Raw genomic sequence first — 23,695 nt, 5'->3', positions numbered from 1 at the left:
CACGAATGCACGGAAATGCCTGCGGCACAGGCACTTCTGCGATTCCGGGGAATGCGCCCGGCGGCCCCGATTTACATCCCGTTCATCGCGATACTTAAACCGCTCTTCAAATTTGATGGGCCATGATCATCCCAACAAGCCGGCAAACGGCGAGCGACGATCCCTAGGGATCAGCGCGGACATAACAAGGCGTTTCAACAGTGGACGGGGGCCGCGCTCGGGGGAGGGCGGCCAACAACAAAAAGGGGAATGACGACAATGTTTCAGGGGGTCATCGATCACGAAGGCGCTGTCCCGGTTGCTGCGACTGCAATCCAGGACGTGCTGTTCGAGCGTGGCATGTATTGGGCGAGCGGCCGCTCCGGCGTGGTCAACCTCGTCGCGGCGCACAAATGGTTCAACCTGGCGGCGCTCAAGGGACGTACCGACGCGATCGCGCACCGCCGCGAAGTCGCCGAGCAGATGTCCGACGTCGAGATCGCTGCCGCCCAGCGCGAAGCCCGCGCCTGGATGACGACGCACTAAGCTTTCGTTTTGGCGCGTTTTCTTCGCGAACCGTAATCCACTTCGCTCGAAACCGCGCAGCTCGAGCTGGGAGCCTCGGCTCCCTCGCTCCATCTAGAACCAGTATCGCGCGGCGTAGATCGCGGTCATCAACGCTCCGGCGGCGATGACGAACTGCCGGACGATGTGAGCCGGCAGGATCCGGATCAGGTGGCCTCCGGCATAGCCGCCGACCATGGCGCCGAGCAGCATCACAGATGTCTCCGGCCACCGTACCGCTCCCTGCACGATGAAGATCAGCGTTGCGGCGAGCGACACGCAGGTCGCGAGCAGGTTCTTCAATGCCTTGATCGCCCTGATGTCGTTGGGTTCCGTGATCGACAGCACCGCGGTCAGGATGACGCCGAGCCCGGCACCGAAGAACCCTCCATAGACACACGCCAATCCCAGGACAGCACTGCTCGCGCCGGTCGAGGGCAGAGCTGCGGCCTTCTGATGTCCGGTGGTCCACGTCTGGATCTGTGGCGCGAAGGCAAACAGCAGCGTTGCGAATGCGATCAGGGCCGGCACCGGCAGGACGAACAGCCGCTCGGGAAGCAACAAGAGGATGCCGGCACCGACTCCGCCTGCAACCGTGGAGACGGAGACGAAGCTGATCGTGCGCCGCGTCGGCGGCGGCAGCTTGCCGCGATCGGCGAGCGCTGCGATCAAATGCCCCGGCGAGATCGCCACCGCATTCGACGCATTGGCGATGACCGCCGGCAGGCCTGCGGCAAGCATCGCCGGAAAGGTGATGAGCGTCGCGCCGCCCGCCAATGCGTTGATGACGCCCCCCGCGCCACCGGCCGCGAGCAGCAGAAGACTTGTTCCGGTATCCATCCTTCACCCCTTTGCAGGGTGAGCAGGCTAGCGGGCGGAGCAGCGGCCGGTCTGGAACGTCTGTGACGCCGCCTCAATCGCGCCAGTAGACGCCCGGCGTCGTGCCGAAGGTGCGCCGGAACAGACGGGTGAGGTGGCTCTGATCGGAAAAGCCGGCATCCGCCGCAACGGCTGCGATCGGCTCGCCGGCGCGCAGCAACTGCCGGGCAAGATTGAGCCGGGCGAGCAGGCGGAAGGCATGCGGCGCGACGCCGAGCTCGCGTCTCACCATGCGGCTGAACCCTTCGCGGCTTCGCCCGAAGCTGGCGGCGATCTCGCCGATCGGCTCTAGGCTCTCCGTCAAGGCCGTGCCGAGCTTGGCTCTGCCAGTCTGCTCGGTCGAGCCCGGCGGCTCGCGCGACAGGATGTCGTTGGCGATCTCGCTGATGTGCTCGGGCGATATCTCGTCGATGCTCCGCCAGCGGTCCCCGACATTGATGATCCGGAGCGACGAGCAGGTGCGGCCCGGCGGAACATAGGCATTCAGGCAAGCCGTCTCCTCACCCGGTGTCGCCACCGGTGCGTGCAGCATTCCCCCCGGGATCAGCGCGGCATGGCCCGCAGGCACGGTGACGGTCGCGCCGTCGATGCGAAAGGCGCGCGACCCCGACAGCACCAGCACGATCTGGCTCTCGTCATGGAAGTGCGGTCGGAGGCTGAGCGAGCCGGCACCGCGCCACGACGCCAGCTCGACGATGTCGTCACGGTCGGCGCGCCGGTAGTTCCAGGCTTTGGTCATGGCGAACCGGGTGATCACAGAAGTCTCGAACCGGCGGGTGAGTGATCCCCGAGCATAGCACGGGGGTCCACCGACCGTCACGGCTGCGCGACTGAAGCCATCGGTGAGGCCGTTCGCATTGTCGCGACGGCGATGAGGGCGGCAACGAGGTTGGCGGCCGCGCTGATTGCCACCGGGATGAAGTAGCTGTGGCTGACGTCGAACGCGAAGCCGGCGGCGCTCGGACCCAACAGCGTGCCGAAAGCGACGCTGGTGTAGAGGATGCCGATGATGCCGCCGACATTGCGGCCGCCGAAATGGTCGGTGACGACGGCGGGCAGGATCGCGACCCAGCCGCCATAGAACACACCGAACAGCAGCGCAAAGACCGTAAGCGACCAGAAGCTGCCGGCGATCGCCCAGATCGCCAGCGAGACCGCCATGCCGAGATACATCGCGATCAGGAACGCATCGCGGCCGACCCGGTCGGCGATGCCGCCGAGGAAGAAGCGGCCGGCGGTGCTGCCGACGCCGATCATCCCGAGCAGCAGCACGGCGAGCGTCGGCGCCACCTGATGGTCGTCGGCGAACGGCACCAGGTGCACGAAGGGTACGAACACCCCGAACGCGCTGATCAGGCAGGCCGCATAGAGCCCGGCGAACCGGCCAGTTCGCACCGCGCCGCGGATCGAGACGCCCTGGCGGAGCGGCGCGCCCGAAGCCGCTTCAAGCGGATCGCCATCCGGTCCGGTGCCATGGCGGCGCGGATCGTCGGCGATCAGGAGCGATGCGCCGATCCCTGCGACGGCAGCAACAACGCCCAACACGACATAGGCATCGCGCCAGCCGAGGCTCGTGATCAGCCAGGTTGCGAGCGGCGGCATCACCAGTGTCCCGACCCCGATCCCGCTGACGGCGAGGCCCGACGCAAAACCGCGCCGACGCACAAACCAGCGCTGCACGGCGCCCAAGGTCGGAACATAGGCGCAACCGACGCCGGCTCCGATGCCGATGCTGTAGGCGGCATAGACTTGGAGGATGGTCTGCGCCTGTCCCGCCAGCACCATCCCGAGACCGACCAGCGCCATTCCAAGGACCGCGAGCCTGCGTGCGCCCCAGCGATCGGCAAGCGGGCCGGAGACGATGCCGAGACCGAAATACAGGAAGCCCGCGAACGAGAATACCAGCGAGACCGAGCCGCGCGAGGTACCGAACTCCCGCTGCAATGACTCGACAAAGGACGAGAACGTGTAGGCGCTGCCGAAGCCGATCAAGGTCACGACGAAGGCGGCTGCGACGACATACCAGCCATAGAACGGCTTTGCTCTCTGATACCCGGCATGCATGACGGCGTTCCTCATGATCGTTCTCCCTGTGACGCGCCGCCGCCTGCCTTGGCCGGCGGATAGAGCAGCATCTGCGTGCAGCGAAACAGCGCGATGGTCTTGCCCGTCGCTTCGCTGCGGATATCGGCATCCCAGACCTGGGTGGTGCGGCCGGTGTGAACGAGGTGCGCCTCGCAGCTGACGCCGCCCTCGCGCGCGGCGCCGATGAAGTTCGTCTTCAACTCGCCGGTTGCGAAGCCGGTCGCACCGTCCGGCAAGGAGGCGAGGCAGCCGAAGCCGCACGCGGTGTCCGCCAGCGCGACGATGCTTGCGCCGTGCAACAGCCCGTGCGGCGAGAAGTGCTTCCCGGCAATCTCGAAGCGGCCGCGGATATGGCCGCGTTCGGCTTCGAGCCATTGAAAGTTCAGCAGACCGGGCAGGCTGCCGGCTTGCGATGCGTTGATACGGTCGATGCGTTGGCGGGTATCGCTGCCTGCACCGATCTCGTGCAAAGCGAGTCTGTTTGGGACCTCGGTCATGTCCTGTTCCGGCTCCATCAGGGAACCAAGAGTCGCCGTTGCGAGCTGTGATAAAGATTAGAAAATCTAACTTTACTGGCCCGGATTTCTCTGAGTTGACGCGGCTCTCGGCGTTACATTAGGCTAATTGAGCCCCGGGAAGGCCCCGTTGGCAAACCAGATTTGCTGCGCGATTGAGATTAGGAAATCTAAATCATGGAGAGCAGGCTTCCACCCCTGAACGCGCTCAAGGCGTTCGAGTCCGCCGCCCGCCATCTCTCGGTGAAGCTCGCGGCCGAGGAGCTGTGCGTGACGCCGGGCGCGGTGAGCCAGATGCTCAAGACGCTCGAGGCCCATCTTGGCGTCAAGCTGTTCGAGCGGGTGCCGCGCGGCATCTATCTCACCGACGCCGGGCGCGACTATCTGCCGTCGATCCGCAATGCGTTTCGCCAGATCGCGGAAGCCTCGCGCCGCGTCGCTGCGTCGGTCGACGTCGGTACGCTGACGGTGAGCGTCACGCCGTTCTTTGCGTCGGCCTGGCTGGTGCCGCGCATGGCGTCGTTTCAGGGGGCGCATCCCGAGATCGATCTGCAGATCGTCACCAGCAACACGCTGGTCGATTTCTCGCGCAGCGGCGTCGACGTCGCGGTGCGCCACGGCCTCGGCCGGTATCCGGGGCTGCGTAGCGATCGCGTCGTCACGGTCGAGATGGTGGCGGTCGCCTCGCCGTCGCTGGCTGCGCGTCTCGGACGGCCGACATCTCCCAGCGATCTCGCAGGCTGGCCGCAAGTTCATGACGCCGATCGCAAGGGGTGGAGCCTGTGGTTTCAGGCCAACGGCATCGCCGAGGTGCGCACGCCGCGCGGTCCCTCGTTCGACGACAGCGGTCTGCTGCTGAAGGCTGTGCTGACCGGGCAGGGCGCGGGCCTGCTGCCGGCGGCGATGGTCGCAAATGAGATCGAGAGCGGCGAACTGATCCAGTTGCTGGAGACCGCGCATCTGGAGGAGTTCGCCTACTATCTCGTCTGCCCCGACAACCGGCAGGGGCTTCCGAAGATCGCAGCGTTTAGGGAATGGATATTGGGGCCGGTGGCGCAGTCAGCGCTTGGGGACCGCTAGCTATCTCGCCGCCGCGCTCTACCGATAGAACGCGTTCGGCGGCACGCCAAAATGCTTGCGGAACATCGCGGTGAAGGCGCTCTGGCTGGCATAGCCGGCATCGAGCGCGACATCGACCACCCGCGCGCCGCGCGCGAGGCGTTCGAGTGCGAACAGCAGGCGGGCCTGCTGCCGCCATTCGCCGAACGTCATGCCGGTTTCCTTGGCGAAGAGACGATAGATCGTCTTCGACGTCAGCTTCAGCCGGCGCGCCCACTGTTCGGCGGTGGAGGCGTCGTCCGGACGGGCCACCAGCGCCGCACAGATCCGCGCCAGCCTTTGGTCGCGCGGCATCGGCAGATGCAGCGGCAGCACATCGATCTCGCGCAACTGGTCGAGCAGCACGCGCATCAGGCGCTCGTCGGACGTCGCGGGCGCATAATCCAGCGGCACACCCATCGCGGCGACGAACAATTCGCGCAGCAGCGGCGAGACCGTGAACACGCAGCTGGTCTGCGGCAGATTGGGGACCGCGTCGGCATCGACGAACACGGTGCGGATCTTGACCGCGCCGCACATCCGGACCTCGTGCGCGAGACCGGCTACCAGCCACACCGCGCGATTGGGTGGCACCACCCAGGTGCCCTCGGCGCAGCGCACGATCATCACGCCTTCGATCGCGTAGAGCAGCTGGCCGCGCGGATGCGCATGCAGGCCGGTCGATGTGCCGCTCGGATAGTCGATCTCCATCGCCGCCATCGGCCGCGCCGTGGCGTGATAATCGAGGTGCCGTGTGATCAGCTCATCCAACACGTCTTCATCTCGCATGTCCCAATCTCGCTAGGTTGAGGTCATTCTAGCGTGAGACGGACTTTGGCGCGACAGGTAGTTGCTGGTGTATCCTTCACCAACGCCCTGCCGGATCATGCTCAAGAAGAATGCTGCACTTCTCTATCCCTTCGTTGCCATCGTGCTGTGGGCCGGCAACGTCATCGTCTCGCGTCTCTCTGCCCACACGATCGGTCCGCAGGCAATTACCTTCTATCGCCTGCTGGTCGCGGTGCTCCTGATGTCTCCGTTCGTGGCGCGCGCAGCCTGGCGCAATCGTCGCGCGATCTGGCCGCATCTCGGGCCGCTCGCGATCCTCGGTTTCCTTGCGATGTGCCTGTTCCAGAGCCTGTCGTATCTCGCTGCCGAGACTACCACTGCGACCAACATGGCCGTGTTCACCGCGCTGACGCCGCTATTGACGGTCGCGCTCAGCGCCGCGCTGCTCGGCGAGCAGCCGACGCTTGGCATGATCTGCGGCGCGCCGCTGTCGTTCGCGGGCCTCGTCTATCTCGTCAGCGGCGGCGAATTGTCGTCGCTGTTGCAGAACGGCGTGCATGCGGGCGACGCACTGATGCTGCTGGCCGCGATCGTCTATGCGTTGTACGGAGTGCTTTTGAAACGCTGGAATCTACCGATCACCGGGTGGCAATCCACCTACATGCAGGCACTGTGCGCGCTCGCCGTGATGTTTCCCGCGTTCCTCGCGACACCGGCGCCGCTGCGGCAGGTCAACGCGGCGACCTGGCCGCTGATCGTCTATGCCGGCGCGCTGGCCTCGGTGGTGCTGCCGTTCCTGTGGATCCGTGGGGTCGCGCAGCTTGGCCCGAACCGCTGCGCGATCTTCATGAACCTGCTGCCGGTGCTGACGGCTGCGGCCGCGATCGTGATGCTGGGTGAGCCCGTCAGGTCCTTCCACGTTATCGGCGGCGGCCTCGCGCTGCTCGGCGTCGCCTGCGCGCAGGCGTTTCCGCGGCCGCTGTTGCGAGCGCAGCGTGCTTGAGCATGACGACGCGATCATCCCATCGCTGTGACTTATCGTCATAGTGATGACTGATCCATTTTCAGCTGTGCGGGCGGCGTGACATCGCGCGGGCACAACTCGGGAGCTCCACAGGCGAGAAAATGTTTCCAATCTTTTCTGAGTGATGTTCGATCACTACCAATCGGCTTGTTTGATAGCCCATTTGGATCATGAGCTTCACATCGAGCGCGATCAAACTAAAGAATATCTAGCTTCTCACTTCGAGTCGTGACGGTTTGCTCGCGTCATCGATAGTTATCTTGAGCGAGTAATGAAAAAGAAGAAGATCGCGTATGGTGCGATTCTGGTTGGCGCAATCGTCCTGGCTTTGTTCGCGCACAAAATCAGGATCGCCGCAAATCTCCTGACGGAGACGCTGCTCTTCAGCGGTCAACGCACAGCTACCATCATCAGCCGCCTGGACGCGCAGGAGCAGGCCGCGAACAAGCAAGAGCGGACGGCGAACAGACAAGAGCAGGCCGCGAGCAGGCAGGAGCAGGCTGCGAGCAAGCAGGACGAGGCTGCAAACAAGCTGGAGCAGACCGCAAATCAGCTGGAGCAGACCGTCAACGAGCAGCGGGCGGATATTGGTGCGGTGATCGACACGCAGAAGCGCGGTCAGCCTGCGCCCGATCTGCAGGGCAATTCGATCCAAGTTTCGCTGCCTCAAAGCGAATATGCACCGATGACACCGGTCTCCATGACCAAGATCTCGGCGCGAGAATTTCTGATCGCCAACTACCGGGATGTTTTTCTCTTCGACCAGGATCGGCGCACCGCGGTACGGCTTGAGATCGACGTCGCACTGCCTGTCTGGAGTCCAACGGCCGTGTTCTATTCGGCCTTCTACGACAGGATCTTCATCGCGAACTACGTTGGAGAGGACATTATCGTCGCCCAGCTCGAGCGTACGCCGTCCGGTGCAAAGCTTCATTTAACCGAGCGGATAGCGGATGCCGGCATCAAGGGAGCGGAGGGAGTGGCGATCTCGCGAGGAGGTCGATTCATGGGCGTGGCGGACTACGACGGCAACGTGGTCTCCATGTTCGAACGCGTCGATGATAAATGGATTCTGCGCTGGAAGCGGGATCTGCTGGCCTCTCACGGCATCACGATTATCGGAGACGAGGCTTTCGCCTCGGGCCAGGGCAGCATTGTCAAGCTGTCGATTGAAACCGGGCAAGAGCTTGCGAAGACCGCAAACATCGGTCCTCAGCCGATTCAATTTGCCACCTGCATCAATGAAGACGAGAGCACGGGCGATCTGATCGGTTCGGATCCGATGTCCGGCGTCGTTTTCACGATGACGAAGAGCCTTCAACTGAAGGACGTGTACGGCGCGAACGGTCCGACCCATGCAAACCTGTCCGCGCCGTTCTGTGCCTATCGGGACAAGGACGCAGCCTATATCCTGTCGACCTACCAAGACCGGCTTATTGCTATCAACGAAGGGGCGACAACCTCTTTCGAGTTCGGATACCCGCGATGGAACTACATCGCTGATCAATCGCAATATCGATACCCCTCGGTGACGTCGCGCGGAACCGTCCAGTTCGATGCGCCGAGCTATCGGATGTTCGACAAGACTGTGCGTGCAGCCTATGGCGCGCTGGCGGCGAGTGACGGCACGCTGTTGATGATGCCCGCCCGCGGAGACCTGTTTGGCGACGAGTCGACCTTTTACGCGACCGGCATCGCGAGCGACCCAAACTGGCTTGCCATCGTTTCCAATTCATCACCCAAGGCAGTTCTCTATAACCGCAAGACGGGGGCGCTGGGTGGCGTAACGATTGGCGAGTGGGATTGCTGGGCGCAAGCGAGTGAAATCCTGTGTCCATCGCGGCGCTATTCCATCGGCGAACTTTCTGCTGCCGCGGGCATGTTGGATCGCGAGGAAGAGGCCAAGATGGCGGGAGGCTGGGTTGGCAGCGCGATCCCGCTCCTGAAGTACTGGGCAGAATGGGCATCAACGCCTCGCTCGGCACAGGCGCGCCCCTAGACGTCAGCGGGCTCACTCTGCGTGATAACGCGCAGGCTCTACATCAGCGATCTCGCGGTTTTGATCACATGTGAAGGGCCGGGCCAGAATAGAGCGCCGGGCTCGGCGGTCACTTGTTCGGTGAAACGGAGTGATCGCGATGCGTGGTGCCTTGGTCTTGACGTTGCCTCTTGTGATCCTGTGGAGTGCGGTTGCCGACGCGGCACCTGCACATCACCGGCGTGTGCGACAACACCTCATCATTCGCCCGAGCGAAGAGGTGGTCGCACCTGGCTGGTACAGATATCCCGGCTACGGGCCGATCCCGCCAGGCGAGAACCGGAATCTCGATCCATCCACCCGTGGTAGCGGCTGACGCCGGTGCCGCGTCGCTGAGTGACCCGCCTCACATCGCTCGCAGAGCAGTTCTGGGAGTGTGTCGGCCAAGGCGATGCAATGGTGCGTCGGCCCAATTGTGGAGGAGGGCAAATCATGCGTTCAGTTTCACTGAGCTTCGCCGTCGCAACCGCGATTGCTCTGTTCACGTTCGGTCAGTCGGCTTCCGCCGCCCCCATCGGTGCAGTCGTGAAGGCGTGCGACAGAACCGCAGGATGCAACTATACCCTGAACAAGGCTGGAGACCTGTCGGGTTGCTCGTCGAAAGCCTGCTTCTACTGCCCCAACGACGGCAAGCGGCAGCGCTTCGGAGTGCAGTGAGGTGGCAGGGGCCTGCTTCAGGCAGGCCCTTTTGCTTCTGAGACTCTGTACCGGTTGCAAAGGGGCTAGCGGAGACGGACGGATACCTCTCTCTTCCATCGAACAGGAGGTTGGTCAACGGATCGAGCGATGCTGCGTCGGTGATCAACTTGTGCAGAGATCGCTCGTGACACGCTCTTCGAGCATGGCGATGGTTCCCTTGAGATTGTCGTGCCGCTCGTGGAGCGACCTCGCCAAAATCGGATACCTTGTGTCCGATCGGTCGTGAACTCCCGCGCGTGCTTCCTCCGTCGCAATGTCGGCTTCGATCTGCTGGCAGGCCAGGACAAGATCGGACAGCATCTTCCTGACCGTCGACTCTCGTCCGGTGCTTGTGCGAGCTGTCTCAAAACGATGATGCATGTTCATGTGCGTGCTCCGAATGTGCGAGTTCGGTACACCGCGAACAGCCGGCGCCGAACTATTCACGGGCACATCGCAAGTCGCTTGCCAGGAGCGGGCCGTAAGAATACGGCCGGACGAAAATCCGATGGGTCTCGCAGGCTATTCCCGGCGCCAAGCCGGAACGCAAGCACCTAACGTGACGCGCTTGTAGTCTCGGGCGGCATTCTGATCTCCGGATTGTTCAGCAAACTTGACCGCTGCCTCCATGTCCTGAGAGGCAGACGCGCTATCGCAGAACAGGCTGTGAATTTCAGCCCGGTATCGATATGCCCTGTAGTTCATCGGGTTGTACTGAAGCGCCATATTGTAGTTGCTTTGCTCCTCAGCGGCGCCTCGGCGCGCTTCATCCGACTGACTGTTGAAGTTGGTCAGGCGATTGAGCGCCTGGAGTGTTCCAAGCTCGGTGTAACGTTGAGACATCGCGCCGAAACTTGCAGGAAGTGCTTCGGCCGAAGAAGCAGGTTGCTTCGCCGCGCTGTGCGCGCGTTCAATTTCGATCTTCTTGTATTTGATGGCGTTGTCGTAGTCCCGCAGGCTTTGGAAGGTGCTCGATATTTCGCCGTTGATCGGCACAATATAGGCATTCGAGAGCCGACGATCGCTCAGCAGGTTGAGGCACGCCTGTATCTTTGCCTGGGCAGGCAGGACATCACGACATTCCTTGTCGACCACACGCCGCTCGTCCGGCGAATGCACCGCTGGCGGCGTCTGGGCAGCAGGCAGGACAATGGCCAGCGCGAAGCAGACCGCTAACCTGAGAGCACTCGGGCCATCCATCTGTTTCTTCGCCTTCAGCCCGATCTCGACCAGCCGGCGGATACCTCGTGCGGGCTTCATGATGATTTGATGCCAAATAATCAAGCCGATGGGAAGCTGCGACTGCCACCTCGGCTCTCCCGGACGCAATTCATCGATGAACTTAAAAGTGAGGCCGTCCGTGACTGGGACAGACCGAACGGCCTCAGCCGGCCCACAGGACCAAAATGGAAGAATGCGGCCGGCTGTCCAGCTACGGTTTTGCCGGCCAGATGGTTTCGCCAGCCAATTGACGTCGCGACCGTCCGACCTCTTCGAACTGGTGGCTCAGGTCACCTTTGCTTCCTTGGTGATAGCGGCAATTGAGGGACCCGATTTTCGAACGATTGAAGCAAATTGTTGATCGGAGACCTTGAGGCGCTTCCTCAATATTTTGACTTGGACCTTGTCGCGCAGATCCAGCGAATTGCGAGAATAGGTTTGCCTGTGCTTGTTCATGGGAGCTTGGCTCGCAAAGGATATATGTTGCTCGCGATGTTGCGGCATTGCGTCGACATCGATCGGTCGACGAGGGGACCGGTTGCCCTCGCGAGCGTGCCGTCGCCGCCTACGCAACGCCGGGCCAAGGGCAACGTTCCATCAACGCCGCCGCCTGCTAAGAGCGAGCTGGGTCGGCTTGACGACAGGTCGTCATCACAAACGCTGCCTTGCTGCATTGCCAATCGCTGCCAAGCGCAGCGCTCGAGACGGGGCGTGGGGCAGCAACGATCGCCAGCACAACAACCATGCAAGCCAGCGAAGTTGCGATGACGAACCTGCGGGCCTTGGATGAGAAGTGCTGCCGCAACCAGGGAGCCAGATCGGCGGATCGGCGAAGCTGGGCGTTACGCAAAACCTGGTCGATATCCTGGAATTGAATGCCACTGTCCTGCTGCATGGCTTTACTCCGGAAACATTCAGGTGATGAAAAACTCAGGGAATGCTGCGCGCGGTTTGTTTCGCGCTCGCTTCGACGCGCCGGGAATGATGTTTCGTTCACGCGGAGGTGACGACCGGTCAGCGCCAAACGGGGGCTTGGGCGGCTAGCGAACCATCGGATCGAAGTGGGGCGTCGGATATCAGCGGCACCCGGTCTGCAGACGCTACCGGGGCCTGCTCAACAGACGAAGGGTGGCGGAGAGGGAGGGATTCGAACCCTCGATACAGCTTGAGACCGTATGACGCTTTAGCAAAGCGTTGCCTTCAGCCACTCGGCCACCTCTCCAATGGCGCCGATATGCCCGAGTGGGCGCTGAGCCGCAAGCGGCAGATTCAGATTGCGACAAGGTGATTTGGTGGCAGCTCAGCCGCCGGCCGCCCCGGAGCGGGCGCAGAGCCTCTATATAGGGCAGCGGCTTGCAGGTGTGGGCCCGACCAATGGATTAAATTCTAGCTATAACAATGAGTTAGTTTGATTTTCGCAAGGCCTGAACGCAGCCCCTCGCAAGATTGTTGAAATCCGGCCGCTCCGGCTCATTCCACGCTGGCGCCGCGGCGCAGGTCGGCGTCGATCTGCAATCTGGTGCCGCCGCCGAACCGGGCGCGGTAGACCTGCAGGTTCTCCATGATCCGCTGGACGTAGTTCCGCGTCTCCGAAAACGGAATCAGCTCGACCCAGTCGACCGCGTCGACCTTGGGATCGCGCGGGTCGCCATAGCGCTCGATCCACTTCTTCACGCTGCCGCGGCCGGCGTTGTAGGCAGCGAAGGTCAGAATGTAGGAGCCGCGATAATCCTCGAGCAGGCCGCCGAGTTCGGCCGCGCCGAGCATCGCGTTGTAGACCGGGTCGGTCTTCATCCGGTTGAGATCGAAGCCGATGCCGGCTCGCTTGCAGACATAGCGTCCGGCGTCCGGCGTCACCTGCATCAGGCCGTAGGCCTGGGCCGGCGACACCACCGCCGGATTGAACGCGCTCTCCTGGCGCGCAATCGCGTAGACGACGCTCTGCTCGACCTCCGGTCCGACCTGGCGGAACGATGGAATGCCGTTCACCGGATAGGCGTAGTGGTCGAACGGCAGTCCGCGATTGAGCGCAGCCTTGCCCATCAGCAACATGCCGCGGGCATCGCCATGGCGCGCGGTGAGCTCGCCGAGGCCGGCCAGCGCTTCCGGATCGCCATTGTCGCCCATGTCACCGAAGATCGGGATCGCGAGCTCGCGCGCGTCGATTTCGTAGAGCAGCCCGACCGCGCGCACGATTTCCAGCCGGTCGGCGCCGCGGCCACGCGGCGCGCTGTTCAATTCGATCTGCGGCAGGCCGAGCTTGGCGCGCGCGAGCTGGCCGTAATAGCTGGTCGACTGCTCGGCTGCGCGTGCGTAGGCGGCGCGCGCCTCCTGGCCGCGGCCGGCGGCTTCCGCGGCGCGGCCCTGCCAATAGCCGGCACGCGCCAGCGCGGTCGGGTTGGCGCTGCCGACGCCGATCCGCGCGAAATGCTGGGCGGCGAGGGCGGGGTCATTGAGAAAGCGCAGTGCGATCCAGCCCGAGGTGAATTCCTGCTCGGTCTTGTAGATGTCGCGGGCGGGCAGCGCCGCGTCGCGCGCGATCAGATAGGCGGTGCGAAACTCGTTGACGTCGATCATCTTGCGCGCCAGCAGGCGGCGCTCGACCCACCATTCGTCGACGTTGAACAGCCGCGCGGCGTCCTTCGGCGCGCTCAGCATCAGCTGCGCGGCCTCAGTGAATTTCTCCTCGCGGCGGAGCAGCTGGATCCTGGCGAACAGATAGCCGGTGTCGCCGGAGAGTTCGCGCGGCACCTCTTCGAGCAGCGCGCGCAGGTTCGAGCCCTTGCGGTTGGCCGCGATGCGCGCCTTGGCGAGCGCCAGATAGCCGGAGCCGAGACGCCTGGCCGCGCGGATGCCGGCGGCCTCGTTGTCGGTGCCGTAGAGCATGGTGTCCATGCGCGCCTTGTGGTCGCCGGCGGTCAGGAACGAGCCGAACAGGTCGAGCGCGGTGCTTTCGGTGTCCTCGCTCATCGGGTCGTTGCGCCAGGCCTCGCGCACCAGGCGCTCGGCATTGCCGCGGTCGCCGCGTCCGATCATCACCTTGGCGAGTGCGAGCCGGCCCTTGGCCGAGACCGGCGATTCATTCTGGAACCAGGCCCACACCGCGGAATCGTCGCGATGGTCGTCCCATAGCGATGCCTCGATGCGGCGGCGCAGGAAGGTCTGCGAGGGCCAGCTCGGATTGGCGTCGAGGAAGGCGCGGTAGCGCTCGACCGAGGCGCCATTGTCCTCGCTGCGCAGGATCAGCCATTCGGCAAGCTTGCGCGCAACCGGATCGGAGATCGAGGCCTCGGCCTCGGTGGCGTCTGCCGCCTTGCGCTTGCGCAGCAGCTCGACGACGCTCGCAAGCGCCTCCTTGTCGGACTGCGACGTCGACGATGTCGCGGCCACGGCCGCGGGCAGCACCGGCTTGCGCGCGAGCGGCGCGGCATGCTGGCGGGTCGCCGGAACCAGCGCGGGGGCGGCGGCGCGGACGGGCGCCGGCTTGTTCGGCAGGCTTCCTGTCCCAGCCGGAGTAGCGGGCTTCGACGCAGTGGTCTTTGCCTCAGTGGACTTGGACGTGGTGCTCTTTGACGCGGCGGCCTTCGAAGCGTCGGTTTTGGAAGAAGCGGCCTTGGCGCCGTCGGCCTTCGCGGCGCCGGATTTCGAAGAAGTCGCCTTGGCGGCATCCGTCTTGGTCCCGCCGGTCTTGGTCTCGCCGTTCTTGGCGGCGGCTGGCTTTGAAGCATGCGCCTTCGAGGTGCCGGCCTTGGAAGCGTCGGTCTTGACAGCGGCGCCCTTGGAAGCCGCGCTCTTCGAGGCAGCCGTCTTGGAGGCCGCGTCGTGGGCGGCCGGCGTTGCGACTGGAACATCCTCGGCGGCCCATGCATCGGCCGTGATGACGGCCAAGCCGACGACGAGCGCGAGGCTCGTCGCCAGCGCCGTCGATCGCAATATGCCTGCGCGGGCGGAACGGATCACAGAAGTCCTCCGCGGCCCCGAATCATCTGGTCGTTTGGGCCATCGGTTCTTATTTGATTGAAAACGTAGACAAAATACTAAGAAGCCTGCCGGTGCGGCTGTTTGCGCCAGCACAACGGCGAAATCGCGGCTGGAACCGGCTGGGAGTAGGTTCGGTACGGCCCTTTCGCCTGTCGGTCAGACCCGATATGAATTGCCTTTCATGGCGTTTCGCATCAACCGGATGCCGGTTGCACGGACGTGAAGCAAGACAACAACAAGGGTCCGTCGACCTTGCCTTTAGCCTGAAGCGTTTGGAGGAAGTCCATGGCAGCCAAGACAAAATTCCGGGGATCATTCACTGCCTTGGTGACGCCCTTCAAAAACGGCGCGGTGGATGAGGCGGCGTTCCGCGGCCTCGTGAACTGGCAGATCGCCGAGGGTACGCACGGCCTGGTGCCGGTCGGCACCACGGGCGAGAGCCCGACGCTAAGCCATGACGAGCACAAGCGCGTGGTCGAGTGGTGCATCGAGGAGGCCAAGGGCCGGGTGCCCGTGATCGCCGGCGCCGGCTCGAATTCGACCAAGGAGGCGATCGAGCTCGCCGAGCACGCCGAGAAGGCCGGGGCCAATGCGGTGCTGGTCGTGACGCCGTATTACAACAAGCCGACCCAGGAAGGCATGTACCAGCACTTCAAGGCCATCAACGATGCGATCGGGATTCCGATCATCATCTACAACATCCCGCCGCGCTCGGTGATCGACATGTCGGTCGACACCATGGCGCGGCTGTTCGAGCTGAAGAACATCGCTGGCGTCAAGGATGCGACCGCGAGTATGGTGCGGGTGTCGCAGCAGCGCGCCGCGATGGGCGACGACTTCAATCAACTGTCGGGCGAGGACGCCACCATCATCGGCTACATGGCGCATGGCGGCCATGGCTGCATCTCGGTGACCTCGAACGTCGCGCCGCGGTTGTGTTCGGAGTTCCAGACCGCCTGGCAAAAGGGCGACGTCACCACCGCGCTGAAGATCCACGACAAGCTGATGCCGCTGCACACCAACCTGTTCATCGAGAGCAATCCTGCGCCGGTGAAGTATGCGATGTCATTGCTCGGCAAGCTGGACGAGAAGCTGCGCCTGCCGATGGTGCCGGTCTCTGAATCGACCCGCCAGGCCGTCCGCAGCGCCATGGTGCATGCCGGCCTGATCAACTGAACCGGGCCGGTACCGCCGTGAACAATACTGTGCGCAATGTTGAACAGAAGGGGATGGGCATGCTGAAGGAATTCCGCGATTTCGCCATGAAGGGCAATGTCGTCGACCTCGCGGTCGCCGTCATCATCGGTGCAGCCTTCGGCGCGATCGTCACCTCGCTGGTCGGCGACGTCATCATGCCGATCATCGGCGCGATCACGGGTGGCCTCGACTTCTCCAATTATTTCACCGGACTTTCCAAGACCGTGACGGCGACCAATCTGGCCGACGCCAAGAAGCAGGGCGCGGTGCTGGCCTGGGGCAATTTCCTCACGCTGACGCTCAATTTCCTGATCGTCGCCTTCGTGCTGTTCATGGTCATTCGCGTCATGAGCCAGTTCAAGCGCAAGGATGAGGCCAAGCCCGCCGAGCCGCCAAAGCCGTCCGGCGAGGTCGTGCTGCTGACGGAAATCCGCGACCTCCTCAAGAAGGGCTAACGTGGCCGACAAGAACGAACGTCCGATCAAGGTTGTCGCTGAAAACCGAAAGGCCCGCTTCAACTACGCAATCGAGGATACGATCGAGGCCGGCATCTCGCTGACCGGCACCGAGGTCAAATCGATCCGCCTCGGCAAGAGCACGATCGCGGAGTCCTATGCGGATTCCAAGGACGGCGAGATCTGGCTGATCAACGCCAATATCCCGGAATATCTGCAGGCCAACCGCTTCAACCACGAGCCGAAGCGGCCGCGAAAACTGCTGCTGCATCGCAAACAGATCAACAAGCTGCTTGGGGCCGTCGACCGCGAGGGCATGACGCTCATTCCGCTGAAGCTGTACTTCAACGAGCGCGGCCGTGCCAAACTGCTGCTCGCGGTCGCCAAGGGCAAGAAGCTGCACGACAAGCGCGAGACCGAAAAGAAGCGCGACTGGAGCCGCGAAAAGGGCCGCCTGATGCGGGCGCGGGGCTAGGGCGCTCGGAGCGCCGGCACTGCGACGACGGCGGATGGAGATTGGTCCGATGAACCAGAGCAGCCTTACTGATGTCGACTGGAGCAAGATCCCGGCGCCCATGGACGACGGCGGCGCGGCGCATCTGACCGGCATGACGATCCCGCCGGTCAGGCTGCGCGCCACCGACGACACCTCGGTGGCGTTGTCGGCGCTCGAGGGCCGCACCGTGGTGTTCGCCTATCCGCGAACCGGCGAGCCCGGCAAGATCGGGCTGGTCGACGATTGGGACATGATTCCGGGGGCCCGCGGCAGTACGCCGCAGACTTGCGCCTTCCGCGACCTGTTCGCCGAACTGAAGGCGGCTGGTGCCGCCCAGGTGTTCGGGCTGTCGACGCAGAGCAATGCGTACCAGACCGAGATGGCGTCGCGCCTGCATCTGCCGTTCCCGGTGCTGTCCGACGAAGCCTTGGAACTGACGCACGCGCTGAGATTGCCGACGATGTCGGTGGCGGGCCTGACGCTGATCAAGCGGCTCGCGCTTGTGATCGACGATGCGCGCATCACGCACGTGTTCTATCCGGTGTTCCCGCCCGACCGGAACGCCGGCGACGTGCTGGAATGGCTGAAGGACAATCCGCCGAAGGGCTAAGACGTTTTCGAACGACCTGGATACGCGCTTCGCGAAGTGGATGCGGCAGAAGGCGCTAGCCGAGCTCCTTGCGCACGGTCGCGAAGACCTTGCGGAACATGTCGGTCGTCAGCACGCCCGTGTTCGTGTTGTAGCGCGAGCAGTGGTAGCTGTCGTAGAGCTTGAAAGTGCCCGCGCTATGCACGGCGCCGTGCACAAAGGGCGCGGCAGCCAAACGAACATCCAGCGCCCGCAATGTTGATTCGTGGGCGATTCGCCCGAGCAGCACGATCGCGCGCAGCTTTGGCATCGCGGCGATCGTGGCGCGGAGGAACTGCCGGCAGGTGTTGATCTCAACCGGCAGCGGCTTATTTTGCGGCGGCACGCAGCGCACCGCGTTGCTGATCCGCGCGTCGACCAGCTTCATGCCGTCGTCGGGCCGCGCCCGATAGACGCCGCTGGCAAAACCATATTCGAGCAAGGTCGCGTAGAGCAGGTCACCGGCATAATCGCCGGTGAACGGACGGCCGGTGCGGTTGGCGCCCTGCATGCCCGGCGCCAGGCCCACGATCAGCAGCCGAGCATTCGGATCGCCGAACGATTCCACCGGCGAGTTGAACCAGTCGGGGTTGCGCGCGCGGGCTTCTGCGCGGAAATCGGCCAGCCTTGGACAGAGCTGACAGTTGCTGTCGGGACGCGTCGGGGCGGCGACGAGATTACTCGTCGAATTCGTCATCAGCTCCCCGGGGGGCCATGGTGGTCGCGCGCTGCAGGAATTGCGGGGAGTGGTGACGCGGTTCGCGCGGGGCCGGACGTTCGGACGGATCGCGGCCAAGCTTGGATTGCAGCTCGACGAGGTCGGTGAAGACGTCGGCCTGGCGGCGCAGCTCGTCGGCGATCATCGGCGGCTGGCTCGCAATGGTGGAGATGACGGTGACGCGAACGCCGCGGCGCTGCACGGCCTCGACCAGAGAGCGGAAGTCGCCGTCGCCGGAAAACAGGATCATCTGGTCGATGTGCTCGGCCAGCTCCATGGCATCGACGGCGAGCTCGATGTCCATGTTGCCCTTCACCTTGCGGCGGCCGCTGGCGTCGATGAATTCCTTGGTCGCCTTGGTGACCACGGTGTAGCCGTTGTAGTCGAGCCAATCGATCAGCGGACGGATCGACGAATACTCCTGATCCTCGATGATCGCCGTGTAGTAGAACGCACGAAGCAGCGTGCCGCGACTCTGGAATTCCTTGAGAAGGCGCTTGTAGTCGATGTCGAAGCCGAGCGTCTTTGCAGTTGCATAAAGATTGGCTCCATCGATGAAGAGCGCGATCTTGTTGGAAACAGGTGACGACATCAAAGTGTTCTCGCGTGGTTGTTAGTGTTCTTAGCGCGGCGGTGATCAACCGCGCGTAATTTCCGGCGTTGCTGCCTAAAGTTCTGTGAATCTTTCCCCACGACAGTCACCACCGCAATTATGGTGAGGCGAGGGCAAAAAGCCTAGACCTTTGACATTGCAATGAAGAGATTTACTTGCCTGGGACAGCAACCTAGCCATGTCGTCAGACGCTCCGGCCGTTCTGGCCCCGGCAGAGGGGGTTATCAGAGCCTGTTGGGAAGGCAAATCACAAATTTTACCTTGCGAAACGGGGACTAGCCCTATAACTAACCCTCATAACCTACATGTTTGGTCCCTTTTACCACGGAGCGCCTCGAGATGGCTCGCGTCACCGTCGAAGATTGCATTGATAAGGTCGACAATCGTTTCGACCTCGTCCTGTTGGCCGCGCATCGTGCCCGGATGATCTCGTCGGGATCGCAACTCACGGTTGATCGCGACAACGACAAGAACCCGGTCGTTTCGCTGCGGGAGATCGCCGATTCGACGATCTCTCCGGAGGACCTGAAAGAGGAACTCGTGCACTCCCTGCAGAAGTTCGTCGAGGTCGACGAGCCCGAGCCGGACACTGTGCCGCTGATCGGTTCCGCCGGTGCCAGCGTCGACGCCGACGACACCGAGGTCGCGGTCGAGCGCATGACCGAGGAAGAGCTGCTGAAGGGCCTCGAGGGCCTGGCGCCTCCGGAAGAGCAGCCCGAGGAAGACGAGTAGGCTCTTCATTCGGCTCCGCATCTCGGATCAATTTGCCAAAGGCCCGGAGATTGCTCCGGGCCTTTGCTTTTGTTGACAATTTCGCTGTTACGGTGCGTCCTATGCGGGCGCGGGAAATTGAACGGTTCCAGGGCCCGCGCGGGGTGCTGCTTCGTTCGAAAGCGCACTAGATTGAGGAGACGGGACGTTCCGGTCCCGCGCGAGAGGCAGCGAGTTCATGGCGTATCGACGCCGCAGTTCCATCCAGATGCAGGCTGCAACCGAAACGGTCGCGGTCGCGCCGGCGTCGCCCGCGGCGGAGAGGCCCGCCAAGCCGCGGGCCCGAATGATGCGACAATATGACCTTGTCGAGCGCGTCCGGTCCTATAACCCCGACACCAACGAAGACCTGCTCAACCGCGCTTACGTCTACGCCATGAAGGCGCACGGCACTCAGACGCGTGCCTCCGGCGATCCCTATTTCTCGCATCCGCTTGAGGTCGCCGCGATCCTCACCAACCTCAAGCTCGACGACGCCACGATCGTGGCGGCGCTGCTGCACGACACGATCGAGGACACCGAGGCGACGCGGGCCGAGATCGACCATGTGTTCGGCCATGAGATCGGCGCGCTGGTCGAAGGCCTGACCAAGCTGAAACGGCTGGAGCTGGTGTCGCGCGAGGCCAAGCAGGCCGAGAATTTGCGCAAGCTGCTGCTGGCGATCGCCGACGACGTCCGCGTGCTGCTGATCAAGCTCGCCGACCGCCTGCACAACATGCGCACGCTGGAATTCGTGCCGCCGGCCTCGCGCCGCCGCATCGCCGAGGAGACGCTGGATATCTATGCGCCGCTGGCCGGCCGTATGGGTATGCAGGAGATGCGCGAGGAGCTGGAGGACCTGTCGTTCTTTGTGCTCGATCCCGAGGCCTATGCAGTGGTCAAGCAGCGGCTCGATTCACTGGCCGAGCGCAACCGCAACCTGATCGGCGAGATCGAAACCCAGCTCTCCAAGAACCTGCAGAAGAACGGCATCACCGCGCGGGTGTTCGGCCGCCGCAAGCAGCCGTTTTCGATCTGGACCAAGATGGAGCGCAAATCGGTCGGCTTCGAGCAGCTGTCCGATATCTACGGCTTCCGCGTCATCCTCGACGATGTCGGCGCCTGCTACCGCGCGCTCGGCATCGTCCACACCACCTGGCCGGTGGTGCCGGGCCGCTTCAAGGACTACATCTCGACGCCGAAGCAGAACGACTACCGCTCGATCCACACCACCGTGATCGGCCCGGGCAAGCAGCGCGTCGAGCTGCAGATCCGCACCGAGGAGATGAACCAGATCGCCGAGTTCGGCATCGCCGCGCATGCCTTCTACAAGGAAGGGGCGGGCTCGCCGCATGAGCGGCTGAAGCACGAGTCCAATGCCTTCGCCTGGCTGCGCCACACCATCGGCATCCTCTCGGAGAGCTCCAACCCGGAAGAATTCCTCGAGCACACCAAGCTCGAGCTATTCCACGACCAGGTGTTCTGCTTCACGCCGAAGGGCAAGCTGATCGCGCTGCCGCGCAACGCCAACGTGATCGACTTCGCCTATGCGGTGCACACCGGTGTCGGCAACAGCGCGGTCGGCTGCAAGATCAACGGCAAGTTCGCGCCGCTGTCCTCCGAGCTGCAGAATGGCGACGAGGTCGAGGTGCTGACCTCGAAGGCGCAGTCGGCGCCGCCGTCGGCCTGGGAAGCGCTCGCCCGCACCGGCAAGGCGCGCGCCGCGATCCGGCGTGCCACGCGCGACGCGGTTCGCGACCAGTATGCCGGCCTCGGCCGCCGCATCGTCGATCGCCTGTTTGCCCGCGCCAAGATCGAATATGCCGACGACAAGCTGAAGGGCGCGTTGCCGCGGCTCGCGCGCACCTCGATCGAGGACGTGATGGCCTCGGTCGGACGCGGCGAGATCAAGGCCTCCGACGTCGCGCGCGCGATGTATCCCGACTACAAGGAAGAGCGGCTGCTGCGCTACGGTGCGAAGGGTATGGCCGCCAAGCTGAAGACGCAGCCGGCGGCGCATCCGGCTCGCGCCGCCTCGGTGATCCCGGTGCGTGGCATCAATTCCGACCTGCCGGTGAAGTTTGCGCCGAACGGCGGCGCCGTGCCGGGCGATCGGATCGTCGGCATCGTTACGGCGGGCGAGGGGATCACGATCTATCCGATCCAGTCGCCGGCGCTGAAGGATTTCGAGGAGGAGCCGGAGCGCTGGCTCGACGTGCGCTGGGACATCGATGAGACCATGCCGCAGCGCTTCCCCGCGCGCATCCTGATCCACAATGTCAACGAGCCAGGCAGCCTCGCGCAGATCGCGACCGTGATCGCCGAGCACGACGGCAATATCGACAACATCCACATGTCGCGCCAGTCGCCGGACTTCACGGAGCTGACCGTCGATCTTGAGGTCTATGACCTCAAGCATCTCAGCGCTATCATCGCGCAGTTGCGCGCCAAGGCCGTCGTCGCCAAGGTCGAGCGCGTCAATGGGTAAAGCTGGATGCGCAGGGCATCGGCGAGTGGACGCGACGCCGTCCGTCGGACGGCTATGCCCGCGCATGACACGCTAGAATTGCAGGTTAGAGACATGTCGAAGGCTCCTCCACTCCGTCTCGGTATCAACGTCGATCACGTCGCGACCCTGCGCAATGCGCGGGGCGGCGCGCGGCCCGACCCGGTGCGGCTGGCGCTTGCCGCGATCGCGTCCGGCGCCGACGGCATCACCGCGCATCTGCGCGAGGATCGCCGTCATATCCGCGACGAGGACATGGCGCGGCTCAAGGCCGAGATCTCCAAGCCGCTGAATTTCGAGATGGCGGCGACCGACGACATGCTGCGGATTTCGCTCGCCACCAAGCCGCATGCGGTTTGCCTGGTGCCGGAACGGCGCCAGGAGCTCACCACCGAAGGCGGCCTCGACGTGGTCGGCCAGCACAATGCGCTGGCGCCGTTCATCGCACGGCTCAATGATGCCGGCATCCGGGTCTCGCTGTTCATCGCCGCCGATCCCCGGCAGATCGAGATGGCCGCGCAGCTGAAGGCGCCCGTGATCGAGATCCACACCGGCGGCTGGTGCGACGCCGTAGTCGACGGTCACAAGGACAAGGCGGAGGCCGAGTGGAAGCGCATCGTCGCCGGCGCCAGGCTCGCGCAGGCGGCCGGGCTCGAGGTCCATGCCGGCCACGGGCTCGACTACGAGACGGCGGAGACGATCTCTGCGCTGCCAGAAATCCGCGAGCTCAACATCGGCTATTTCATGATGGGCGAGGCGCTGTTCGTCGGCATCGCCGCCACGGTGCGCGAGATGCGTGCGGCAATGGACCGCGGCCGTGCCAAGGCGCAAGGCGCCGTCAGCGCATGATCATCGGCATTGGCTCCGACCTGATCGATATCACCCGGATTGCGAAGGTGATCGAGCGGCACGGCGAACGATTCCTCGATCGGATCTTCACCGACGCCGAGCGCGCCAAAGCGTTGCGCCGTGCCAACAGCGAGAAGATGGTGGTCGCAACCTACGCCAAGCGCTTCGCCGCGAAGGAGGCCTGCTCCAAGGCGCTCGGCACCGGTATCCGGCGCGGGGTGTGGTGGAAGGACATGGGGGTGGTGAACCTGCCGGGCGGGCGGCCGTCGATGCTGCTGACCGGCGGGGCGCTGGCCCGGCTCCAGGAGCTCACGCCCGAGGGCATGCAGGCGCAGATCGACCTTTCGATCACGGACGATTGGCCGCTGGCGCAGGCCTTCGTCATAATTTCGGCGGTTGCTCCCGCCAGATGAGCGGGCGGTGCCGGAATCTGCCAGAAAACTTCAGCAAACTAAAAAATCATTGACATTTCAATGAATTGCGAAGTTTTGAGGCGGCGCTTGATTGCGCCCCTGCGAACAACCGTCTAAAACGCCGCAGGGTATCGAGCGAGACGCGGATTCCAGGTTCCGGCCGGAATTTGCCCTCAAGATCAGAATCAAGGCCATTTTCCTCACGCGGAGGGTCGAACG

Annotated in this window: 25 protein-coding genes and 1 tRNA gene; 13 read left to right on the top strand and 13 right to left on the bottom strand. The window is 63.7% G+C overall.

The window, feature by feature from the left end; translation table 11 throughout:
- The first annotated feature begins 258 nt into the window (after positions 1–258).
- Positions 259–525, top strand: a complete 267-nt coding sequence (locus tag ACVIGA_RS02100; protein WP_223967548.1) for a hypothetical protein — start codon at positions 259–261, stop codon at positions 523–525.
- A gap of 93 nt (positions 526–618) precedes the next feature.
- Here ACVIGA_RS02100 and ACVIGA_RS02095 read toward each other — a convergent pair whose 3' ends face one another.
- The 4 genes from ACVIGA_RS02095 to ACVIGA_RS02080 all read right to left on the bottom strand — a co-directional run bounded on the left by ACVIGA_RS02095 (position 619) and on the right by ACVIGA_RS02080 (position 4,004).
- On the bottom strand, positions 619–1,383 hold the full coding sequence (locus tag ACVIGA_RS02095; RefSeq protein ID WP_456665111.1) for a sulfite exporter TauE/SafE family protein: 765 nt from the start codon (positions 1,381–1,383) through the stop codon (positions 619–621).
- A gap of 73 nt (positions 1,384–1,456) precedes the next feature.
- Positions 1,457–2,179: a helix-turn-helix domain-containing protein gene (locus ACVIGA_RS02090; RefSeq protein ID WP_456665110.1), complete on the bottom strand. Its 723-nt coding sequence runs from the start codon at positions 2,177–2,179 to the stop codon at positions 1,457–1,459.
- 59 nt (positions 2,180–2,238) lie between these two features.
- Positions 2,239–3,501 (bottom strand): MFS transporter, encoded by a 1,263-nt coding sequence (locus ACVIGA_RS02085; protein ID WP_456665109.1) that lies wholly within the window; start codon positions 3,499–3,501, stop codon positions 2,239–2,241.
- Complete coding sequence (locus ACVIGA_RS02080; protein WP_456665108.1) at positions 3,498–4,004, bottom strand: PaaI family thioesterase; 507 nt, start codon at positions 4,002–4,004, stop codon at positions 3,498–3,500. The genes ACVIGA_RS02085 and ACVIGA_RS02080 overlap by 4 nt, the downstream gene beginning before the upstream one ends.
- A gap of 195 nt (positions 4,005–4,199) precedes the next feature.
- Here ACVIGA_RS02080 and gcvA point away from each other — a divergent pair, with 195 nt between their 5' ends.
- Positions 4,200–5,102, top strand: a complete 903-nt coding sequence (gene gcvA / locus ACVIGA_RS02075; RefSeq protein ID WP_456665107.1) for a transcriptional regulator GcvA — start codon at positions 4,200–4,202, stop codon at positions 5,100–5,102.
- Positions 5,103–5,120: 18 nt separating this feature from the next.
- Here the strand turns inward: gcvA and ACVIGA_RS02070 are convergent, their stop codons facing one another.
- Entirely contained in the window at positions 5,121–5,909 is a 789-nt protein-coding gene (locus tag ACVIGA_RS02070) for an AraC family transcriptional regulator (RefSeq protein WP_375775065.1), read from the bottom strand.
- A gap of 67 nt (positions 5,910–5,976) precedes the next feature.
- On the opposite strand from ACVIGA_RS02070, the gene ACVIGA_RS02065 reads away from it, so the two are divergent.
- The 3 genes from ACVIGA_RS02065 (at position 5,977) to ACVIGA_RS02055 (ending at position 9,628) form a co-directional block, all read left to right on the top strand.
- Positions 5,977–6,912 carry a DMT family transporter gene (locus ACVIGA_RS02065; protein ID WP_456665106.1) on the top strand — a complete coding sequence of 312 codons (936 nt, stop codon included), beginning with the start codon at positions 5,977–5,979 and terminating at the stop codon, positions 6,910–6,912.
- Between the two features lie 292 nt (positions 6,913–7,204).
- Positions 7,205–8,932 (top strand): hypothetical protein, encoded by a 1,728-nt coding sequence (locus tag ACVIGA_RS02060; protein ID WP_456665105.1) that lies wholly within the window; start codon positions 7,205–7,207, stop codon positions 8,930–8,932.
- A 471-nt stretch (positions 8,933–9,403) separates the two neighbouring features.
- Positions 9,404–9,628: a hypothetical protein gene (locus tag ACVIGA_RS02055; protein ID WP_456665104.1), complete on the top strand. Its 225-nt coding sequence runs from the start codon at positions 9,404–9,406 to the stop codon at positions 9,626–9,628.
- A gap of 144 nt (positions 9,629–9,772) precedes the next feature.
- Here the strand turns inward: ACVIGA_RS02055 and ACVIGA_RS02050 are convergent, their stop codons facing one another.
- The 6 genes from ACVIGA_RS02050 to ACVIGA_RS02025 all read right to left on the bottom strand — a co-directional run bounded on the left by ACVIGA_RS02050 (position 9,773) and on the right by ACVIGA_RS02025 (position 14,827).
- A complete protein-coding gene (locus tag ACVIGA_RS02050; RefSeq protein ID WP_456665103.1) occupies positions 9,773–10,036 on the bottom strand; it encodes a hypothetical protein in 264 nt (87 codons plus the stop codon).
- A gap of 135 nt (positions 10,037–10,171) precedes the next feature.
- The gene (locus tag ACVIGA_RS02045; RefSeq protein WP_456665102.1) at positions 10,172–10,909 is read right to left on the bottom strand and encodes a hypothetical protein; all 738 of its coding nucleotides are present in this window, start codon (positions 10,907–10,909) and stop codon (positions 10,172–10,174) included.
- Between the two features lie 246 nt (positions 10,910–11,155).
- Positions 11,156–11,326, bottom strand: coding sequence for a DUF3606 domain-containing protein (locus ACVIGA_RS02040; protein ID WP_456665101.1), 171 nt, complete (start codon positions 11,324–11,326; stop codon positions 11,156–11,158).
- A 157-nt stretch (positions 11,327–11,483) separates the two neighbouring features.
- On the bottom strand, positions 11,484–11,765 hold the full coding sequence (locus ACVIGA_RS02035; protein WP_456665100.1) for a hypothetical protein: 282 nt from the start codon (positions 11,763–11,765) through the stop codon (positions 11,484–11,486).
- Between the two features lie 234 nt (positions 11,766–11,999).
- Positions 12,000–12,092 (bottom strand) — tRNA-Ser (locus tag ACVIGA_RS02030).
- A 248-nt stretch (positions 12,093–12,340) separates the two neighbouring features.
- Complete coding sequence (locus ACVIGA_RS02025) at positions 12,341–14,827, bottom strand: transglycosylase SLT domain-containing protein (RefSeq protein WP_456670720.1); 2,487 nt, start codon at positions 14,825–14,827, stop codon at positions 12,341–12,343.
- A gap of 309 nt (positions 14,828–15,136) precedes the next feature.
- Between ACVIGA_RS02025 and dapA the strand changes: the two genes are divergently transcribed.
- The 4 genes from dapA to ACVIGA_RS02005 are packed head-to-tail and all read left to right on the top strand — an operon-like array spanning position 15,137 to position 17,609.
- A complete protein-coding gene (gene dapA / locus ACVIGA_RS02020; protein ID WP_456665099.1) occupies positions 15,137–16,027 on the top strand; it encodes a 4-hydroxy-tetrahydrodipicolinate synthase in 891 nt (296 codons plus the stop codon).
- Positions 16,028–16,086: 59 nt separating this feature from the next.
- Entirely contained in the window at positions 16,087–16,503 is a 417-nt protein-coding gene (mscL, locus tag ACVIGA_RS02015) for a large conductance mechanosensitive channel protein MscL (protein ID WP_456665098.1), read from the top strand.
- A 1-nt stretch (position 16,504) separates the two neighbouring features.
- Positions 16,505–16,978, top strand: a complete 474-nt coding sequence (smpB, locus tag ACVIGA_RS02010) for an SsrA-binding protein SmpB (protein ID WP_456665097.1) — start codon at positions 16,505–16,507, stop codon at positions 16,976–16,978.
- 49 nt (positions 16,979–17,027) lie between these two features.
- Positions 17,028–17,609, top strand: a complete 582-nt coding sequence (locus ACVIGA_RS02005; protein WP_456665096.1) for a peroxiredoxin — start codon at positions 17,028–17,030, stop codon at positions 17,607–17,609.
- Positions 17,610–17,664: 55 nt separating this feature from the next.
- Here ACVIGA_RS02005 and ACVIGA_RS02000 read toward each other — a convergent pair whose 3' ends face one another.
- Both ACVIGA_RS02000 and ACVIGA_RS01995 read right to left on the bottom strand, forming a co-directional pair.
- Positions 17,665–18,324 carry a uracil-DNA glycosylase gene (locus ACVIGA_RS02000; RefSeq protein WP_375781168.1) on the bottom strand — a complete coding sequence of 220 codons (660 nt, stop codon included), beginning with the start codon at positions 18,322–18,324 and terminating at the stop codon, positions 17,665–17,667.
- Positions 18,305–18,937: a LabA-like NYN domain-containing protein gene (locus tag ACVIGA_RS01995; RefSeq protein WP_028340981.1), complete on the bottom strand. Its 633-nt coding sequence runs from the start codon at positions 18,935–18,937 to the stop codon at positions 18,305–18,307. Before ACVIGA_RS01995 ends, ACVIGA_RS02000 begins: the two co-directional genes overlap by 20 nt.
- A gap of 360 nt (positions 18,938–19,297) precedes the next feature.
- Between ACVIGA_RS01995 and rpoZ the strand changes: the two genes are divergently transcribed.
- The 4 genes from rpoZ (at position 19,298) to acpS (ending at position 23,476) form a co-directional block, all read left to right on the top strand.
- Positions 19,298–19,690 (top strand): DNA-directed RNA polymerase subunit omega, encoded by a 393-nt coding sequence (gene rpoZ, locus ACVIGA_RS01990; protein ID WP_016844003.1) that lies wholly within the window; start codon positions 19,298–19,300, stop codon positions 19,688–19,690.
- Between the two features lie 217 nt (positions 19,691–19,907).
- Positions 19,908–22,196 carry a RelA/SpoT family protein gene (locus tag ACVIGA_RS01985; protein ID WP_456665095.1) on the top strand — a complete coding sequence of 763 codons (2,289 nt, stop codon included), beginning with the start codon at positions 19,908–19,910 and terminating at the stop codon, positions 22,194–22,196.
- 93 nt (positions 22,197–22,289) lie between these two features.
- Positions 22,290–23,063, top strand: a complete 774-nt coding sequence (locus tag ACVIGA_RS01980) for a pyridoxine 5'-phosphate synthase (protein WP_456665094.1) — start codon at positions 22,290–22,292, stop codon at positions 23,061–23,063.
- The gene (gene acpS / locus ACVIGA_RS01975; protein ID WP_223967569.1) at positions 23,060–23,476 is read left to right on the top strand and encodes a holo-ACP synthase; all 417 of its coding nucleotides are present in this window, start codon (positions 23,060–23,062) and stop codon (positions 23,474–23,476) included. The genes ACVIGA_RS01980 and acpS overlap by 4 nt, the downstream gene beginning before the upstream one ends.
- The last annotated feature ends 219 nt before the right edge of the window (positions 23,477–23,695 follow it).

The sequence above is a fragment of the Bradyrhizobium sp. USDA 3240 genome (assembly GCF_054063295.1).
This window is presented reverse-complemented; position numbering and strand designations above follow the sequence as displayed.

Coding starts and splice junctions, on each gene's coding strand:
- ACVIGA_RS02100 (WP_223967548.1), top strand. CDS start 259: ATGTTTCAGGGGGTCATCGATCACGAAGGCGCTGTCCCGGTTGCTGCG.
- ACVIGA_RS02095 (WP_456665111.1), bottom strand. CDS start 1,383: ATGGATACCGGAACAAGTCTTCTGCTGCTCGCGGCCGGTGGCGCGGGG.
- ACVIGA_RS02085 (WP_456665109.1), bottom strand. CDS start 3,501: ATGAGGAACGCCGTCATGCATGCCGGGTATCAGAGAGCAAAGCCGTTC.
- ACVIGA_RS02080 (WP_456665108.1), bottom strand. CDS start 4,004: ATGACCGAGGTCCCAAACAGACTCGCTTTGCACGAGATCGGTGCAGGC.
- gcvA (WP_456665107.1), top strand. CDS start 4,200: ATGGAGAGCAGGCTTCCACCCCTGAACGCGCTCAAGGCGTTCGAGTCC.
- ACVIGA_RS02070 (WP_375775065.1), bottom strand. CDS start 5,909: ATGCGAGATGAAGACGTGTTGGATGAGCTGATCACACGGCACCTCGAT.
- ACVIGA_RS02060 (WP_456665105.1), top strand. CDS start 7,205: ATGAAAAAGAAGAAGATCGCGTATGGTGCGATTCTGGTTGGCGCAATC.
- ACVIGA_RS02055 (WP_456665104.1), top strand. CDS start 9,404: ATGCGTTCAGTTTCACTGAGCTTCGCCGTCGCAACCGCGATTGCTCTG.
- ACVIGA_RS02050 (WP_456665103.1), bottom strand. CDS start 10,036: ATGAACATGCATCATCGTTTTGAGACAGCTCGCACAAGCACCGGACGA.
- ACVIGA_RS02045 (WP_456665102.1), bottom strand. CDS start 10,909: ATGAAGCCCGCACGAGGTATCCGCCGGCTGGTCGAGATCGGGCTGAAG.
- ACVIGA_RS02040 (WP_456665101.1), bottom strand. CDS start 11,326: ATGAACAAGCACAGGCAAACCTATTCTCGCAATTCGCTGGATCTGCGC.
- ACVIGA_RS02035 (WP_456665100.1), bottom strand. CDS start 11,765: ATGCAGCAGGACAGTGGCATTCAATTCCAGGATATCGACCAGGTTTTG.
- dapA (WP_456665099.1), top strand. CDS start 15,137: ATGGCAGCCAAGACAAAATTCCGGGGATCATTCACTGCCTTGGTGACG.
- mscL (WP_456665098.1), top strand. CDS start 16,087: ATGCTGAAGGAATTCCGCGATTTCGCCATGAAGGGCAATGTCGTCGAC.
- ACVIGA_RS02005 (WP_456665096.1), top strand. CDS start 17,028: ATGAACCAGAGCAGCCTTACTGATGTCGACTGGAGCAAGATCCCGGCG.
- ACVIGA_RS02000 (WP_375781168.1), bottom strand. CDS start 18,324: ATGACGAATTCGACGAGTAATCTCGTCGCCGCCCCGACGCGTCCCGAC.
- ACVIGA_RS01995 (WP_028340981.1), bottom strand. CDS start 18,937: ATGTCGTCACCTGTTTCCAACAAGATCGCGCTCTTCATCGATGGAGCC.
- rpoZ (WP_016844003.1), top strand. CDS start 19,298: ATGGCTCGCGTCACCGTCGAAGATTGCATTGATAAGGTCGACAATCGT.
- ACVIGA_RS01985 (WP_456665095.1), top strand. CDS start 19,908: ATGGCGTATCGACGCCGCAGTTCCATCCAGATGCAGGCTGCAACCGAA.
- ACVIGA_RS01980 (WP_456665094.1), top strand. CDS start 22,290: ATGTCGAAGGCTCCTCCACTCCGTCTCGGTATCAACGTCGATCACGTC.
- acpS (WP_223967569.1), top strand. CDS start 23,060: ATGATCATCGGCATTGGCTCCGACCTGATCGATATCACCCGGATTGCG.